Genomic DNA, 16,922 nt, shown 5'->3' on the forward strand with positions numbered 1-16,922 from the left:
CATCATCTACACGTAGCCCGGATGCAATCCGGGGAGGCTATCAAGAGCTCCCGGATCGCATCCGGGCACATCACGGTTCGTTCTTATTCGCCGACACTGATGGTCAGACCGGCGGCAATCGCAAAAGGTGTCAGGGTCACCGCCAGGGCGGTGAGGCTGGCCAGCCACAACAGGTGACCGCTAGCCGGCAGTCCTTGCAAGGCCGCCTGCAGCGCCCCGCTGCCAAGAATCAGCACCGGGATGTACAGCGGCAGAATCAGCAGCGCCAGCAGCAGGCCGCCGCGCTTAAGACCAACGGTGAGCGCCGCGCCCACCGCGCCGAGCAGGCTCAGCACCGGGGTGCCGAGCAGCAGGGAAATCAGCAGTACCGGCAGGCAACGCCCAGGCAGACCAAGCATCAGCGCCAGCACAGGCGCCAGCAAAACCAGCGCCAGACCGCTGAAAAGCCAGTGTGCCAGCACCTTGGCCAACACCAGAAGAGGCAGGGGGTGCGACGAAAGGACCCACTGTTCCAGAGAGCCATCCTCGAAATCACTGCGGAAAAGCCCGTCCAGCGAGAGCAGCACGGCCAAAAGGGCTGCGACCCAGACCAGACCCGGAGAAAGGGTTTGCAACAATTGCGTCTCTGGTCCCACCGCCAGCGGGAACAGCGCAATGACGATGGCGAAGAATACCAGGGGGTTGGCCAGGTCGGACGGACGACGAGCAAGCAGACGCATTTCGCGCGACAGCAGTTGAGTGAAAACGTTGCTCATGCGGCGTACTGCCCCAGATCCAGATTGCGATAGGTCGCCGGTGTGCATTGCAGGCTGTGGTGAGTAGTCAGCACCACGACGCCACCACGCTCGCAATGGCCGGCCAGATGCGCTTCGAGTTGCGCCACGCCACTCTTGTCCAGCGCAGTGAAAGGCTCATCGAGCACCCATAGCGGCGGCGTGTCGAGCAGATAAAGGCGTGCCAGCGCGACACGGCGCTGTTGGCCGGCCGACAGGGTATGGCAGGGAACATCTTCGAAACCGCGCAGGCCGACCGCTTCCAGCGCCTGCCAGATCGCCTCGCGACTGGCCGGGCGATGCAGCGCGCAGAGCCAGGCCAGGTTCTCTTCGGCAGTCAGCAGGCCCTTGATGCCGGCGGCATGGCCAATCCACAACAGGTTGCGCGCCAGTTCACTGCGCTGCTCGGCCAGGGCCTGGCCCTGCAAAAGGATGTCGCCGGAGGTCGGCTGACGCAGGCCAGCGATCAGCCGTAACAGGCTGGTCTTGCCGCTGCCGTTGGGGCCGCTGATCTGCAGCATGTCGCCTGGCTGCAGAGCGAAGTGCAACTGCTCGAAGAGCATGCGCCAGTCCCGCTCACAGCTGAGCGCCACGGCTTCGAGAAGGGGAACGGGACGGGTCATCGATACCTGGCAGGGTTAAAGTCGACGGTGCTCCGGCCGCTATACTGACGCGTGCCGGAAGTGCGCTGCGCAACGGGACGGCATTATACATGTCGCGTCACTGCCCCCGCAGTCAGCATTTTCGACAGGGTGTTAATCTGTCGCAGGCAAATCGGCCTTAGGCTGTACTCGCGAAGCAGTACACCATCAGATACGTGAGAGCCCATGAGCGAAATCAGCAGCCCACGCCCGCTTCCCCCTGCCGTGCCGGTGATTCGCAACACTGCGACCGCGGCAGACATGGCCGTGCGTCTGTTGCAGCCGCTGGAAGGCATGCTGGCGGCCGGCGAAAGCGCCAAGGCCGAAGTCGTGGCGATTCGTGAGCAGGCGCAAAGCTTCCAACTGCTGCTCAAACTGACCCTCGCCGGTGGCAAGCAGGCGACTCTGCAAGCCGAAAGCCCCAGGCCACTGGCCCAGGGCAGCGCACTGGTGGTCACAGCACTGTCGGACACTCGTCTGGCGCTGGCCTTGCAGGCTGGCGGTGACAAGCCGCTGACCAGCCTTGACCTGCAACAACTACCACCCGGCACGCTGGTGCAGGGCAAGGTCGTCAGCAGCGCCCCGCTGCCGACACAGAATGCGCAGACAATCTATCGCCTGGTGGTGAACCTGCTCAATACCCCGCTCGCCGGCAGCCAGCTGGCGCTCGACAGTCCGCAGGCGCTGCCGCTCGGCAGCCTGCTCAGCGCGCAGGTGCAGGGCAGCCAGAGCCTCGCCTTCCTGCCGCTCAGTGGCCGCCTCGATCAATTGGTACTGGGCCAGCAACTGGCCGTCCAGCAGAATCGCCAGGCATCGCTGGAGGGTCTGTTCAAGGGCCTGCAGAAGCTGAGCGGCGGCGATGAAGCCCTGCGCGGCAGTATCGACAAACTGCTTGGCGCCCTCCCCGACAGCACCCAGCTGAGTACCGCCAAGGGCCTGGCCCAGGCACTCGAAGGCAGCGGTGTGCTGCTCGAAGCCAAACTGCTGCAGGGCCAGACCGGTACACTGCCGCAGGACCTGAAGGCCAACCTACTGCGTCTGATCGCCCAGCTGATGCCGCAACTGCCAGGGGTTTCCGGTCCCCTTGCCGGCCTGCAGAACGCCCTCGGCCAGAACCTGCCCAACCTGGCCCGGCAACTGCTCGGCGCAGGCGCTGCCGGGTCGGCACGCCAACAGGCGCTGACCTTTCCCCTGCCCTCACGCTTGCTGCAGAACATGGATGGCGAAGCCGACCTGGAAACCCTGCTGAAGCTCGCCGCAGCGGCCGTCTCACGGCTGCAGACGCACCAACTGTCGAGCCTCGCGCAAACCCAGGTCGACGCCAACGGCAACCTGCTGACCACCTGGCAGCTGGAGCTGCCCATGCGCCATCAGCAGGAGGTGATTCCGCTGCAGGTCAAACTGCAGCGCGAAGACAGCGCCAAGGCGGAAAAAGCGGAACAGAAGGAAACACTCTGGCGCGTGGAACTGGCCTTCGATCTCGACCACCTTGGCCCACTGCAAGTTCGGGCTCAGTTGCTACGCGGCAGCCTCTCCAGCCAGTTATGGGCCGAACGCGCCGATACCGCATCGCTGATCAACGCCGAACTGGGCAACCTGCGTGAGCGCCTGCAAGCCGCGGGCCTGGAAGTCGGCGAACTGGCCTGCAGCCAGGGCATGCCGCCGCAAGGGCCGAAGACCTCGCTGGAACAACGCTGGGTGGACGAAACCGCATGAGCCGCAAGCCGCAGTCCGAAGCGCGTCAGGCCATCGCCCTCAACTATGACGGGCAAACCGCGCCAATACTCAGCGCCAAGGGTGATGACGAACTGGCCGAAGCCATCCTCGCCATCGCTCGCGAATACGAAGTACCGATTTACGAAAATGCCGAGTTGGTGCGTCTGCTGGCGCGCCTGGAACTGGGCGACGCCATTCCGCAAGCGCTGTATCGCTGCATTGCCGAGATCATCGCCTTCGCCTGGTACTTGCAGGGCAAGACACCGGAAGGTTTCGAGCAGGGGCAGGACAGCGAGCGCGACGTGACGCCGACGCTACCCCGCTTGAGCGGGCCGACTCGCTGATTTCGCGACGGAACACATGCAGGGCAAGAAAAAGCTTGGCTATGTCTGCGTTAGCTGTTGCCAAGCGGTTCAAAGCTTCGCGACTGAAGCCGCTCCTACGGTTTTTTGGGCTGGTGCAGGCGGCTGATCAGCTCGGCCTCGGCCTTGCTCAGGCCACAGGACTGGGTCAGGTCATCGACGCTGGCGCCCATGCCCACCAGGCGAGCAGCCTGGGTGAACGACAGGCTGCTGGGGTCACGCTGTTCGATCTGGCTGACCTTGTCCGGCAGCGGCGCCACTACTCGGCGCAGCTCATGCAGCTCTTCGCCCATGCGAATGCTGCCGGTCAGGTAGGCGTCGAGACGCTTGCTCAGCTCCCTGATCCGCGCATCGCGCACGGCGTCACGCTTGGCCTGCTCAACCAGCAGGCGCTGCTGGTTGCGGTACAGGCCTTTGCAGACGATGCCCAATGCCACGCATAGCAGCGCCACGAAGGCCAGGGCCGCGGCAAGCATGGCGAACTCGGACATGGCTCAGATGCTCTCCAGCTCCGACCACTCTTCCTCGGACATCATCTTGTCCAGTTCGACCAGGATCAGCAGCTCGCCGTTCTTGTTGCACACGCCCTGGATGAACTTGGCCGACTCGTCGTTACCGACGTTCGGTGCAGTCTCGATCTCGGACTGACGCAGGTAGACCACTTCGGCCACGCTATCGACCAGGATGCCGACCACTTGCTTGTCCGCTTCGATGATGACGATACGGGTGTTGTCGGTGACCGGCGCCGAACCCAGGCCGAAACGCTGGCGGGTATCGATTACGGTAACCACGTTGCCACGCAGGTTGATGATGCCCAGCACATAGCTCGGAGCACCCGGTACCGGGGCGATCTCGGTGTAACGCAGGACTTCCTGCACCTGCATCACGTTAATGCCGTAGGTCTCGTTATCCAGGCGAAAGGTCACCCACTGCAGAATCGGATCTTCGGCACCCTGTGCAGAACTTTTCTTCATGTCCCTAGCCTCATCAAAAACCGCTCAGTGCGGCATGCGCGGGTCGACCCGCTTGTCATCAACTATAAGAGCCCGTTGGCACTGGCTCACCAATTCTCAATGCAGTTTGCCGCCATTCAGGCGTTTCGCCCCGCCGCTGGCGATCAGCTCGGCCAGTGCCGCGACGTCGAGCAGCGCGCACATGTGCTCGATCACCGTGCCGGCCAGCCAGGGCCGCTGGGTACGCTGGCTGCGCCACTTGACCTCGCTCGGGTCCAGGCGAATCGAACGGCTGACCTGATGCACGGCCAGCCCCCACTCGTAGCCCTGCACCGAAATCACGTACTGCAGGCCTTCGCGGAAGTCATCTCGGTAACGCTCCGGCATCACCCAGCGCGCAGTGTCCAGCACCTTCAGGTTACCGGCCTGGCTCGGCAGGATACCGAGGAACCAATCCGGCTGCCCGAACAGCGGTGTCAGCTCCTGACCTTCCAGTGGGTAAATCGACCCCAAGCAGATCAATGGCACGGCCAGGGTCAACCCGGCAACGTCGAACAGCAGGCATTCGAACGGCTCCTCGGCCCAGGCAGGGCGACCATCGACCAACAGCGCAGCCGGCTGTGGCGCCAGCTCGGCAGCGGGAGCAAGCGCCGGCGGCGCCTCGTCGATGAGCGGAGCCTGTATCGGCGCGAGTAATTCAACCGGTGCGACGTCCATCTGTACCAGCGGTTCAACCACGCTAGCGGGCACAACCGGCTCAACCAGCCGCGCATCGCGCACCTGCTCCTCGAGCACAGCGGCCTCGAACTCGTCGAGGCTGACGGACATCTCCAGTTCGGCAGCGGCCTCCTGTAGCAGCCCGTCAAGGTAGGACTGCAGGGCCAACTGGGAACGCGTGGCGGTGGCGAGGTTACGGCTCATGACTGGAACCCGGAATAAGATCTTGACAGCCTATCGGCCGCTGCATGCTCCGACTTGAGTGTCGCAGTTCAACACAGACGCTCATTTCAAGCCACCTGCGCCGCCGGGTGATGAGTCAGAAGATGCTTGAGCAGTGCCCGATAGGCGATCACGCCACGGCTGCCCGCATCGAACTGCGAAGGCGTCCGCCCTGCCCGACTGGCATCACGCAAGCGCGTATCGACCGGAATATAGGCCGGCCACAGGTGCTCGGGATAGGTATTGCGCAGCACCCGCAGCGTGCTCATGGACGCCTGGGTACGACGGTCGAACAGCGTCGGCACGATGGTGTAGGGCAAGGCCTGCTTGCGCGAACGGTTGATCATCGCCAGCGTGGTGATCATGCGCTCCAGGCCCTTCACCGCGAGGAACTCGGTCTGTACCGGAATCACCAGTTGCTGGCTGGCTGCCAGGGCATTGACCATCAGTACGCCGAGCAGTGGCGGGCTGTCGATGACAGCATGATCGAAATCCTGCCACAGCTGCGCCAGGCTCTTGGCGATTACCAGACCCAGGCCACTCTGCCCCGGTGACTGGCGCTCGAGCGTGGCCAGCGCGGTGCTCGACGGCAACAGGGAGATATTCTCGTGACTGGTGCTGTGCAGCAGCTGCTTGGGCAGGCCTTGCGGCACATTGCCCTGATGCAGGAACAGATCGAAGCAACTGTGCTCCAGCGCATCGGGGTCATGACCGAAATAACTGGTCATCGACCCATGCGGATCGAGATCGACCACGACCACACGCTTGCCGGCATCGGCCAACAGGCCTGCCAGGGCGATGGAGGTGGTGGTCTTGCCGACCCCACCCTTCTGATTGGCTACTGCCCAGACTTTCATTTTCTCTCATCCTCCCGGCAAGAGGCGCTCAGGCCGAGAATGGCTATCGCACGCACGCAGCAGGCGACTGGGATTTGACGGCTCACGACTGTGGAACCCCCGACGTAGGCGCTGGTGCAGGTTGCGTGCCAGCCTCTGACTGCTGGGTCGCGGCACTGCCAGCGCCACGTCGCGTGTCGAGGTTGCGCGAAATCACCAGCACGACCCGGCGATTACGCCCCCTGCCCTCGGCTGTGGCATTGTCCGCTACCGGCTGGAACTCGCCGTAACCGACAGCAGCCAGACGTGAAGGGTCGACACCATCCATGGCCAGCATACGCACGATGCTCGCCGCGCGCGCCGCAGACAACTCCCAGTTGGTCGGATACTGCGCTGTCTGAATTGGCACGTTGTCGGTGAAACCTTCCACCTTTATCGGGTTCTGATAAGGCGCCAGAATCTTGGCGAGCTTCTCGATGATGTCGAACGCCTGATTGTTTGGAATGGCATCACCACTGGGAAACAACAGACTGGAGCTGAGCTCGATCTCGATCCACATCTCGTTGCCGCGTATGGTCAGCTGATCACTCTTGATCAGCTCGCCAAACACCTCGCGCACGCTGGAGGCGATGCTTTGCAGGGCCGAATCCGAGCTGGGGTCGTCCATCGAGGTGTTATCAGGCTCACTGGTGCGCGGCCGTTCCTCACCGACCGGAATCGGCTTGATCGAGCGTTCAGGCTGATTGAACACGCCCGTCAGCGACTCCGAGAGGATCTTGTACTTGCCTTCGTTGATCGAGGAAATCGAGTACATCACCACAAAAAAGGCGAATAGCAAGGTGATGAAGTCGGCATAGGAGACCAGCCAACGCTCGTGATTCTCGTGCTCTTCATGATGCCGCCTGCGCGCCATGCCATACCTCCATCAGTCCATGAAGCCTTGCAGCTTCAGTTCGATAGAGCGCGGGTTCTCACCCTCGGCGATGGACAGGATGCCCTCCAGCAGCATCTCGCGGTAACGCGACTGGCGCAGAGCAATGGACTTGAGCTTGTTGCCCATCGGTAGCAGCAGCAGGTTGGCGAAGCCGACGCCGTAGATGGTGGCAACGAACGCCACGGCAATGCCGCTGCCGAGCATGCTCGGATCAGCCAGGTTGCCCATCACGTGAATCAGGCCCATCACTGCACCGATAATACCGATGGTTGGTGCATAACCACCCATGCTCTCGAACACCTTGGCGGCCTGGATATCGCGCGCCTCCTGGGTATAGAGATCGACCTCCAGAATGCTGCGAATGGATTCCGGCTCGGCGCCGTCGACCAGCAACTGCAGACCTTTGCGCGCATAGGGGTCAGGCTCGGCATCGGCCACTGCCTCCAGGCCGAGCAGGCCTTCCTTGCGTGCCACCATGCTCCAACCGGTCACACGATTGATACCGCCGACCAGATCGATACGCGGCGGGAAAAAGATCCAGCGCATGATGCTCATGGCACGCTTGAACACCTGCACCGGCGCCTGCAGAAAAGCCGCGCCCAGCGTGCCGCCGATGACGATCAGCGCCGCCGGACCGTTGAGCAAGGCACCAGCGTGCCCGCCTTCGAGATAATTGCCGCCCAGAATGGCAACGAACGCCAGGATGACGCCAATCAGGCTCAGTACATCCATGCGCATGTTTCCGACTTAGCGTTCGTCACTGGCAGGCCTCGGTCAGGTGCCGGCCGATGTCATCCAGGCCGTAGACCGCATCCGCCAGATTGGCTTTGACCACGGCCATGGGCATGCCATAGATCACGCAACTGGCCTCGTCCTGCGCCCACACCTGGCTACCGCCCTGTTTGAGCAGGCGCGCACCCTCACGGCCATCGGCGCCCATACCGGTGAGTACCACGGCCAGCACCTTGTCACCGTAAGACTTGGCGGCAGAGCCGAAAGTGATATCGACACAGGGTTTGTAGTTGAGGCGTTCGTCACCCGGCAGGATTTTTGGTTCATCGCGCTTTCCCGGGGAAGGCGGCCTTGATTTTCAGGAAGAAGTAGTCTGAGTCCCGGAAGCCATAGGCCATGCGCTTGATCACCTTGATACGGTTGTTCACACCCTCCAACAGGCTGGTATGCATAGGGAAATTGGCGCTGGCGAGGATGCCGCGAATATAGCGTCTAAGGTTTTTGGCGAAGCGCTGTAGCGGTGCCAAACCGCTGTCACGGGCCTGCCGTAGCCAGGCCCGCCAGCGTTGCCAGCCCTCCCATACGCTCGGGGCGTACCAAACTTCCTTCAGCGCGTCCTTGAGCACATAAACCGTGGCCAATGGCTGGTTGGCAGCAAGCAACTCCTGTAGCTGAACGGCTTGGCTGTCCTTGAGGTTTTCTGCATTGCGCAGTAGCAGCCAGCGGCTGCGCTTGACCACCTTGCGTGCCGGTTTGTCATCGCGCAACAGGTTGGCCTGGTCGACGCGGATGCGGTCAATCACCTCACGCCCGTAGCGCGCCACCACATGGAACAGGTCGTACACCACTTCGGCTTGAGGGCAATGCTGCTTTACCTCCAGATCGAAGGCGGTGTTCATGTCCATGGCAACCGCCTCGATTTGCTGGCAGCGCTCACCGAGCAATTCGAAGAACGGACGAATGGCCTCACGGCTATTGCCGTGACCGACCCACAGTACCCGCGTTCGCTCGGCGTCCATGATCACCGTGGCATAGCGATGGCCTTTGTGTAGAGCGAACTCATCCATCACCAGGCGACGTACAGTGCCTGGCTCGAAATCCCCCACCTCGGCCTCCAGGCGGCGTTTGTCGAGTGTCTTGAGGGTGTGCCAGTGCAATCCAGTGAGTTGGCTGACGTGGCTGATGGGCAATATCCGCAGCAAGCCCTCGAGCCAGACCCGTAAACGCTGAGTCAGGCGAGAGGACGGCTCAAGCCAGTCGATCCGCTCGGTCACTCGGCCACAGCGCAGGCAGTCAACGCGACGTACGGGCAGTTGGAGCAACACGCGCTGATCCAACAGATCACGATCACGCACTTGGCGCAGACGCCGCTCATGAATCAATGGACTGGGCTGCTGACAGCGTCCGCACCGGGGCAGTCGTGCGGCCTGGGGTTCCAGCTCAATCAGCAGGGTGTTTTCAGCAACGGAGCGAGAGGCGACGACTTCGTAGCCTGGCCAGAAAGCGGCAAGATCAATAGGATGCACGGCGACAGCAGAGTGTGGGTGTTGGTGTGTTTGGCGACTGCCAATTTACCCACTTCCCTGTCTGTCAACTCGCTCTTCCCCCAGAGTCCGCGAAGAACCGGATTTTTATCGCGCCACGCGCATCGACCATCATCTGCTTGCCACCAGGTGCCAGCAGCGCCAGGCCTGGGCGCAGGATATCGCCATCCTCAGCTTCCTTGACCTGAATGCGGCAGAGCTTGTCCAGGCGCTCGGCGAAAGCCTTAGTGAAGGCCGCCGGCATATGCTGGATCAGAACCAGCGGCGCCGGAAAATTGGCCGGAAGCTGGGTCAGCACGCGCTGCAGCGCCACCGGGCCACCGGTCGAGGTGCCGATGGCCACCAGCTTGTAGGCCTTGCGCTTGGGCGCTGATGACGTAGGGGCTGCGCCACCGGCCGCTGCCGCCGGACGCGCAGCAACAGGAGCCGGTGCAGCAGGTCGCGTCGAGACAGCAGGACGACTGGTCGGCGCCGCGCTCGGACTAGCCGCAGTCGGCGCCGGAGCCACCGCGGCCGCACTGAAACGGCGGTTGCTGCGCGCGATGCTGTGCACCTTCTCGCACAGCATCTGCTTGACCTTTTCGGGGTTGCGCGAGATGTCTTCGAAGTTCTTCGGCAGGAAATCCACAGCCCCCGCATCCAGCGCATCGAGCGTGACGCGGGCGCCTTCATGAGTCAGCGAGGAGAACATCAGCACCGGCGTCGGACAGCGCTGCATGATGTTTCGAACCGCAGTGATGCCATCCATCATCGGCATCTCGTAATCCATGGTGATCACGTCGGGCTTGAGCGCCAACGCCTGATCAATGGCTTCCCGCCCATTGGTGGCCGTGCCCACGACCTGAATACTGGGGTCAGCAGACAGAATTTCCGACACGCGCCGACGGAAGAAACCGGAGTCGTCTACCACCAAGACCTTGACTACCATACACACTCCTAGACGGCGTGGACCTCGGGTCCACGCCGCGAAACATCAGAACCGTCGAGCGTAGCGCTTGAGCATGCTCGGTACGTCGAGAATCAATGCAATGCGTCCGTCGCCCGTGATCGTGGCGCCGGACATCCCGGGCGTGCCTTGCAGCATCTTGCCCAGCGGCTTGATTACCACTTCTTCCTGGCCGACCAGTTGATCGACGACAAAGCCGATGCGTTGGCTGCCAACGGTGACGATCACCACATGGCCTTCACCCTGCCCCTCCTGGAATGCCTGCGGCACCAGCCAGCGCTTGAGGTAGAACAGCGGCAGCGCCTTGTCGCGCACGATCACCACTTCCTGGCCGTCGACCACGTTGGTACGCGACAGGTCGAGATGGAAGATCTCGTTGACGTTGACCAGCGGGAAGGCGAAGGCCTGATTCTCCAGCATCACCATCAGCGTCGGCATGATCGCCAGGGTCAGCGGCACCTTGATGACGATCTTCGAACCCTGGCCCTTCTGCGAGAACACGTTGACCGTGCCATTGAGCTGGGAGATCTTGGTTTTCACCACATCCATGCCGACACCACGGCCGGATACGTCGGAAATCTCGGTCTTGGTCGAGAAGCCCGGAGCGAAGATCAGGTTGTAGCATTCGAACTCGTTGAGGCGATCGGCCGCGTCCTTGTCCAGCAGGCCTTTCTCGACGGCCTTGGCACGTAGCACGTCAGCATCCATGCCTTTGCCGTCGTCGGTGATCGACAGCAGGATATGGTCGCCTTCCTGCTCGGCGGACAGCACCACGCGGCCTGCGCGAGCCTTGCCGGCCTTCTCGCGTTCTTCCGGGGTTTCAACGCCGTGGTCGACAGCGTTGCGCACCAAGTGCACCAGCGGGTCAGCCAAGGCCTCGACCAGGTTCTTGTCGAGGTCGGTTTCCTCGCCCACCAACTCGAGGTTGATTTCCTTCTTCAGGTTGCGCGCCAGATCGCGCACCAGGCGCGGAAAGCGGCCGAAGACCTTCTTGATCGGCTGCATGCGGGTTTTCATCACCGAGGTCTGCAGATCCGCAGTCACCACGTCGAGGTTCGACACTGCCTTGGACATCGCCTCGTCGCCGCTGTTGAGCCCCAGGCGTACCAGACGGTTACGCACCAGCACCAGTTCGCCGACCATGTTCATGATCTCGTCGAGGCGCGCGGTGTCGACCCGTACGGTGGTTTCCGCTTCGCTCGCGGCCGGCGCCTTGTCAGCAGCCGGCGCGGGCGCGGCAGAAGCACGAGCAGCAGCAGGCTCAGGTTTGGCTGCTGCGGGCTTGGCAGGCGCGGCGGCCTTGGGCACTGCTGCAGGTTTGGCCGCGGCGGCAGGCGCTGGCGCCGGCTCAGCGGGCGGCACGAATTTGCCCTTGCCGTGCAATTGATCGAGCAGCGCCTCGAACTCGTCATCGGTGATCTCATCACCCGCCGGAGCGGGCGCTGCAGCAACGGCTGCAACCGGAGCAGCAGCTTCGGCGGTGGCCGAGAACTGGCCTTTGCCATGCAGTTGATCGAGCAGCGCTTCGAACTCGTCATCGGTGATCTCATCACCTGCCGCTGCGCCAGCAGGCGCAGAAGCAACTACCGCAGCGGCAGGCGTTTCGACCGTACCGGCGAACTGCCCTTTGCCGTGCAACTGATCGAGCAGCGACTCGAACTCGTCATCGGTGATCTCATCGCTGGCACTGGTCTGTGCACTCGGGGCGGCAGCCGGCGCGTCACCCAGGGCATCGAGCAGTTGCTCGAATTCGCTGTCGGTGATGTCGCCCGCGGCAGCGGACGGCGTAGCTGGCTGAGACACCGGCACGGGTTCCGGCTCGGCCTGCTGCACCGGCGCAGGAGCCGCTTCGGCGCCGCCCGGTTCGGCCAGGCGTGCCAATGCCGCCAGAAGTTCAGGCGACGCGGGCGTCGGCTCGCGGCGCTCACGCACCTCGCCGAACATGCCATTGATAGCATCAAGAGCCTCGAGCACCACATCCATCAACTCCGACTCGACGCGACGCTCACCCTTGCGCAGGATGTCGAAGACGTTTTCGGCGATATGGCAGCACTCCACCAACTCGTTGAGTTGGAGGAAACCCGCTCCACCCTTGACGGTATGAAAACCGCGGAAGATGGCATTGAGCAGGTTCATGTCGTCCGGTCGGCTTTCCAGCTCGACTAACTGTTCGGACAACTGTTCGAGAATCTCGCCGGCCTCTACCAGGAAATCCTGGAGGATCTCTTCATCGGCGCCGAAGCTCATATTGTGTGCTCCTTAGAACCCTAGGCTGGACAGCAGGTCGTCGACATCGTCTTGGTTGGAGGCAACGTCATCACGCTTATCGGCATGAATCTGCGGACCTTCACCCTGCGATGGCTCTTTTGATTTTCCCTGTTCGGTACGCAGCGCTGCGTAGTCGTGCTGAATACCGGCAAAACGGTCGACCTGACTGGCCATGAGCATCAGCTTGAGCAGGTTGCTTTCCACTTCGATCACCAGTTGGGTGACACGCTTGATCACCTGGCCGGTAAGGTCCTGATAGTCCTGAGCCAACAGAATGCCGTTGAGGTGGTCGGAGAGCTTGGCGCCATCTCGTTCACTGCGGGCGAGGAACAGCTCGACACGCTTGGCCAGTTCACGAAAGCCGTCTACTCCAATTTCACGACGCATGAAACGGCCCCACTCGACGCTCAGGCTCTGTGCCTCATTGCTCAGGTCGTTGACCAGCGGCGCACTCTGCTCCACCAGATCCATGGTCCGGTTGGCGGCCTTCTCGGTCATGGTCACGACGTAGTTCAGGCGCTCGGTAGCGTCGGCGATCTGCGACAGCTCCTGGGTATGCGGCATACGCGGATCGAGCTGAAAATTGACAATGGCGTTGTGCAGTTCACGGGTCAGTTTGCCGACCTCGTGATACAGCCCGCGATCGCGGACCTTGTTCAGCTCGTTGATCAGTTGCACCGCGGCGCCGAAATTACCTTGCTCAAGGCTATCGACCAGATCGCGGGCATTGTTTTTCAGGGTCGACTCAAGGTCACCCAGCGTGGAGTCATCATGTTCCATAGCACCCTCGCGGCTGACATCAGCCGTTGACCCGCTCGAAGATCTTCTCGATCTTTTCCTTCAACACCTGAGCGGTGAAGGGTTTGACCACGTAGCCATTCACACCGGCCTGGGCCGCCTCGATGATCTGATCGCGCTTGGCTTCAGCGGTCACCATCAGCACCGGCAGGTGCTTGAGGCGCTCGTCGGCACGTACGGCGCGCAGCAGGTCGATGCCGGTCATGCCGGGCATGTTCCAGTCGGTCACCAGAAAGTCGAAGCTACCGCTTTGCAGCATCGGCAGCGCCGAGGTGCCGTCATCGGCTTCCGCGGTGTTGGTGAAACCCAAGTCCCGCAAGAGGTTCTTGATGATCCGTCGCATCGTCGAGAAATCGTCAACGATGAGGATTTTCATGTTCTTGTCCAAGTCGACCTCCGTACAGTCCCAAACGTATTGCGCTTGCAACTACGTCCTTTAATCGTGAAACCGTTTTGCGCCTGCGAGTACGCCGCGTTCAGCCAGCACGCCATTCACTCAGCCGCGAGCGCAAACGCGCCGCGCACTGGCTGTGCAACTGGCTCACGCGTGACTCACTAACCCCCAGCACTTCACCGATTTCCTTCAAGTTCAGTTCTTCATCGTAATACAGCGCCAGCACCAGACGTTCGCGCTCCGGCAAACCGGCGATGGCATCGGCCAAGGCCGCCTGGAAGCGTTCGTCTTCGAGGTCCCGCGAAGGTTCGAGGTGAGTGTGTCCGGCGTCTTCGTGCAACCCGCCATGCTCACCGTCCTGCAACAGGTCGTCGAAACTGAACAGGCGGCTGCCCAAAGTGTCGCCAAGAATGCCGTAGTAATCCTCCAGACTCAATTGGAGTTCGGCCGCAACCTCGTGATCTTTAGCGTCCCGCCCGGTTCTTGCCTCAACGACACGAATGGCATCGCTGACCATACGGCTGTTGCGGTGCACCGAACGCGGCGCCCAATCACCCTTGCGCACCTCGTCGAGCATGGAGCCGCGAATACGGATACCGGCGAAGGTCTCGAAACTGGCACCCTTGCTGGAGTCGTATTTGCGTGAGGCTTCGAGCAGGCCGATCATGCCGGCCTGGATAAGATCATCGACCTGCACGCTGGCCGGCAGACGAGCCAGCAGGTGGTAGGCGATGCGCTTGACCAGCGGCGCATAGCGCTCGATCAGCTGGTGCTGGGAGTCCTGCGCCTGAGCCTTGTTGTACATACGAAGTCCAGAGGCTGCTGTCATACGGCCGAGTCTGCGGTCGGTTGTTGCACCAGACGCTCGACGAAAAACTCCAGATGACCACGGGGATTGGCCGGTAACGGCCAGGTATCTACCTTCTGAGCTATCGCCTTGAACGCCAGGGCGCACTTGGATCGAGGGAAGGCTTCATAGACAGCACGCTGCTTTTGCACGGCCTTGCGCACACACTCATCGTAGGGCACGGCACCGACATACTGCAGGGCGACATCGAGGAAGCGATCCGTCACCTTGGTCAGCTTAGCAAAGAGATTTCGTCCTTCCTGCGGGCTGTGGGCCATATTGGCCAGTACGCGGAAGCGGCTGATGCCGTGATCGCGATTGAGCAGTTTGATCAGCGCGTAGGCATCGGTAATCGAGGTGGGCTCATCGCAGACCACCACAAGGATCTCCTGCGCCGCACGCACGAAGCTGACCACCGCATCACCGATACCGGCAGCGGTGTCGATCACCAGCACGTCAAGATTTTCGCTGATGTCACTGAACGCCTGGATCAACCCGGCGTGCTGCATCGGCGTGAGGCTGACCATGCTCTGCGTACCGGATGCTGCCGGCACGATGCGCACGCCGCCCGGCCCCTGCAGCAGGACGTCACGCAGATCGCATTCACCCGCGATGACATCGGCCAGGGTGCGCTTGGGCGTCAGGCCCAACAGAACGTCGACGTTGGCCAAGCCAAGGTCGGCGTCCATCAGCATGACCCGACGGCCAAGATCGGCCAGGGCCATGGACAGATTGACCGACACATTGGTCTTGCCGACGCCACCCTTGCCGCCAGTCACCGCAATCACCTGTACGGGATGCATACCCATGTTCTTTCTACACCTTGTCTAACTTCGACTTGGCCCTACAGGTCGTTGGAAAGCACCTGTTGAGGCCGTTCACTCCCGCACCACGTGGCGAGAGGGTGCAACATTCTCGCTGCTTCAACCGGCTCGCTTGGCCGGATTGTGATAGAGGCCGGCGAACATCTGCGCCATGGCGTCCTCACTCGGCTCCTCGGCAGCCTGCAGCCCAACGGCACGGCTGACCAGCTGATGGCTACGCGGCACGTGCAGATCGTCCGGTATCCGCGGCCCGTCCGTCACATAGGCTACCGGCAGTTGCTGGCCTATAGCCAGACCTAAAACCTCACCCAGACTCGCAGCTTCGTCCAGTTTCGTCAGTATGCAGCCTGAAAGGCCACAACGCTTGTAACTATGGTAGGCCGCCTTGAGCACTTGGCTCTGACTTGTTGCGGCCAGTACCAGATAATTCTTCGCCTTGATGCGTGCCGAGGCCAGACTCTCCAACTGCAGACGCAGCGCCGGATCGTTGCCTGGCAGGCCAGCGGTATCGACCAACACCACGCGTTTCTTGGCCAGCGGCGCCAGAGCCTGCAGCAGAGACTGACCGGGGTCGATCTGAGTCACCGACACACCGAGGATGCGCCCCAGGGTCTTGAGCTGTTCCTGCGCGCCAATACGGAAGCTGTCCATGCTCACCAGAGCGACCTGTTGCGAGCCGTACTTAAGCACATAACGCGCAGCCAGCTTGGCCAGGGTGGTGGTCTTGCCCATGCCGGCCGGACCGACCAGCGCGATCACACCACCCTCTTCCAGCGGTTCGACCTTGGGCGTAGTGATCGCGTGAGCCAGATGCGCCAGCAACATACGCCAGGCCTGACGCGGCTCGGCCACACCGGCTACCTTGCTCAGCAGCGCCTGCGATAGCTCGGCAGACAGCCCCATACGCTGCAGGCGGCGCCACAGATTGGCCTGCTGCGGGCGACGGTTCTGCAGTTGCCCCCAGGCGATGGAACCCAGTTGTACTTCGATCAGCTCACGCAAGCCGTGCAGCTCGAAGCGCATGGCTTCCAGTGCGCGCGGGTCGACCGTAGGCGTAGCAGGTACAGGGGCCTCGACCGGGCGCTGCGGCTTGACCAGGGTCGCGGGTAGCTCGGGTGCCAGCAGCGATTCATTGGCGAACAATTGACGGTCCTTGCCGGCATCCTGCTCGGCACGCGTGGTCAGCTCCGCCTGGGCGCTGGCGATGCGCGCCTGGGTCTTGCGCAGCTCGGCTTCCAGCGCCGGGTTCGGGCGCACCGGCGCCGGCGCCTGATAATCCAGCGCAGCGGTTAGCTCGACACCACCGGCAACTCGGCGATTGCCGATGATCGAGGCATCGGCGCCCAATTCATCACGCACCAGTTTCATGGCGGTCCGCATATCGGCGGCGAAGAAGCGTTTGACCTGCATGACCC

Annotated in this window: 17 protein-coding genes and 2 pseudogenes; 2 read left to right on the forward strand and 17 right to left on the reverse strand. The window is 62.2% G+C overall.

Going from position 1 to position 16,922, the window contains the following annotated elements:
- Positions 1-83: 83 nt before the first annotated feature.
- Positions 84-755, reverse strand: coding sequence for a heme exporter protein CcmB (gene ccmB, locus BLT86_RS08920; protein WP_003460796.1), 672 nt, complete (start codon positions 753-755; stop codon positions 84-86).
- On the reverse strand, positions 752-1,396 hold the full coding sequence (gene ccmA, locus BLT86_RS08925; protein ID WP_092376174.1) for a cytochrome c biogenesis heme-transporting ATPase CcmA: 645 nt from the start codon (positions 1,394-1,396) through the stop codon (positions 752-754). The genes ccmB and ccmA overlap by 4 nt, the downstream gene beginning before the upstream one ends.
- Before the next feature lie 204 nt (positions 1,397-1,600).
- On the opposite strand from ccmA, the gene fliK reads away from it, so the two are divergent.
- Positions 1,601-3,130 carry a flagellar hook-length control protein FliK gene (fliK, locus tag BLT86_RS08930; protein WP_092376177.1) on the forward strand — a complete coding sequence of 510 codons (1,530 nt, stop codon included), beginning with the start codon at positions 1,601-1,603 and terminating at the stop codon, positions 3,128-3,130.
- Positions 3,127-3,474 (forward strand): EscU/YscU/HrcU family type III secretion system export apparatus switch protein, encoded by a 348-nt coding sequence (locus tag BLT86_RS08935; RefSeq protein WP_092376180.1) that lies wholly within the window; start codon positions 3,127-3,129, stop codon positions 3,472-3,474. Before fliK ends, BLT86_RS08935 begins: the two co-directional genes overlap by 4 nt.
- Before the next feature lie 95 nt (positions 3,475-3,569).
- Here the strand turns inward: BLT86_RS08935 and BLT86_RS08940 are convergent, their stop codons facing one another.
- From BLT86_RS08940 to flhF, 15 genes and pseudogenes are all read right to left on the reverse strand, one after another.
- Complete coding sequence (locus tag BLT86_RS08940) at positions 3,570-3,983, reverse strand: DUF2802 domain-containing protein (RefSeq protein WP_055986378.1); 414 nt, start codon at positions 3,981-3,983, stop codon at positions 3,570-3,572.
- Between the two features lie 3 nt (positions 3,984-3,986).
- Positions 3,987-4,466 carry a chemotaxis protein CheW gene (locus BLT86_RS08945; protein ID WP_003243242.1) on the reverse strand — a complete coding sequence of 160 codons (480 nt, stop codon included), beginning with the start codon at positions 4,464-4,466 and terminating at the stop codon, positions 3,987-3,989.
- 96 nt (positions 4,467-4,562) lie between these two features.
- Positions 4,563-5,366 (reverse strand): CheW domain-containing protein, encoded by an 804-nt coding sequence (locus tag BLT86_RS08950; protein ID WP_092376185.1) that lies wholly within the window; start codon positions 5,364-5,366, stop codon positions 4,563-4,565.
- A gap of 86 nt (positions 5,367-5,452) precedes the next feature.
- Positions 5,453-6,241, reverse strand: a complete 789-nt coding sequence (locus tag BLT86_RS08955; RefSeq protein ID WP_084340998.1) for a ParA family protein — start codon at positions 6,239-6,241, stop codon at positions 5,453-5,455.
- Positions 6,242-6,323: 82 nt separating this feature from the next.
- Positions 6,324-7,133 (reverse strand): flagellar motor protein MotD, encoded by an 810-nt coding sequence (gene motD, locus BLT86_RS08960; RefSeq protein ID WP_003460778.1) that lies wholly within the window; start codon positions 7,131-7,133, stop codon positions 6,324-6,326.
- A 12-nt stretch (positions 7,134-7,145) separates the two neighbouring features.
- Complete coding sequence (locus BLT86_RS08965) at positions 7,146-7,886, reverse strand: flagellar motor protein (protein WP_075748382.1); 741 nt, start codon at positions 7,884-7,886, stop codon at positions 7,146-7,148.
- Between the two features lie 25 nt (positions 7,887-7,911).
- A pseudogene (locus tag BLT86_RS08970) lies at positions 7,912-8,217 on the reverse strand (chemotaxis protein CheB); the annotation flags it as partial.
- Positions 8,210-9,412, reverse strand: a complete 1,203-nt coding sequence (locus BLT86_RS08975; protein WP_026088446.1) for an ISL3 family transposase — start codon at positions 9,410-9,412, stop codon at positions 8,210-8,212. The gene BLT86_RS08975 and the pseudogene BLT86_RS08970, both read right to left, overlap by 8 nt.
- A gap of 100 nt (positions 9,413-9,512) precedes the next feature.
- Positions 9,513-10,358, reverse strand: a pseudogene (locus BLT86_RS08985) (protein-glutamate methylesterase/protein-glutamine glutaminase); the annotation flags it as partial.
- A 45-nt stretch (positions 10,359-10,403) separates the two neighbouring features.
- The gene (locus BLT86_RS08990) at positions 10,404-12,623 is read right to left on the reverse strand and encodes a chemotaxis protein CheA (RefSeq protein WP_055986390.1); all 2,220 of its coding nucleotides are present in this window, start codon (positions 12,621-12,623) and stop codon (positions 10,404-10,406) included.
- Positions 12,624-12,635: 12 nt separating this feature from the next.
- A complete protein-coding gene (locus BLT86_RS08995) occupies positions 12,636-13,424 on the reverse strand; it encodes a protein phosphatase CheZ (protein ID WP_092376188.1) in 789 nt (262 codons plus the stop codon).
- 19 nt (positions 13,425-13,443) lie between these two features.
- Positions 13,444-13,818, reverse strand: coding sequence for a chemotaxis response regulator CheY (locus BLT86_RS09000; RefSeq protein WP_169968482.1), 375 nt, complete (start codon positions 13,816-13,818; stop codon positions 13,444-13,446).
- Positions 13,819-13,918: 100 nt separating this feature from the next.
- A complete protein-coding gene (fliA, locus tag BLT86_RS09005; RefSeq protein ID WP_026088789.1) occupies positions 13,919-14,665 on the reverse strand; it encodes an RNA polymerase sigma factor FliA in 747 nt (248 codons plus the stop codon).
- Positions 14,662-15,492 (reverse strand): flagellar synthesis regulator FleN, encoded by an 831-nt coding sequence (gene fleN, locus BLT86_RS09010; protein WP_162843938.1) that lies wholly within the window; start codon positions 15,490-15,492, stop codon positions 14,662-14,664. Before fleN ends, fliA begins: the two co-directional genes overlap by 4 nt.
- 114 nt (positions 15,493-15,606) lie before the next feature.
- Positions 15,607-16,917: a flagellar biosynthesis protein FlhF gene (gene flhF / locus BLT86_RS09015; protein WP_017679176.1), complete on the reverse strand. Its 1,311-nt coding sequence runs from the start codon at positions 16,915-16,917 to the stop codon at positions 15,607-15,609.
- Between the last annotated feature and the right edge of the window lie 5 nt (positions 16,918-16,922).

It is taken from the genome of Pseudomonas sihuiensis, from assembly GCF_900106015.1.
Lineage (GTDB): Bacteria > Pseudomonadota > Gammaproteobacteria > Pseudomonadales > Pseudomonadaceae > Aquipseudomonas > Aquipseudomonas sihuiensis.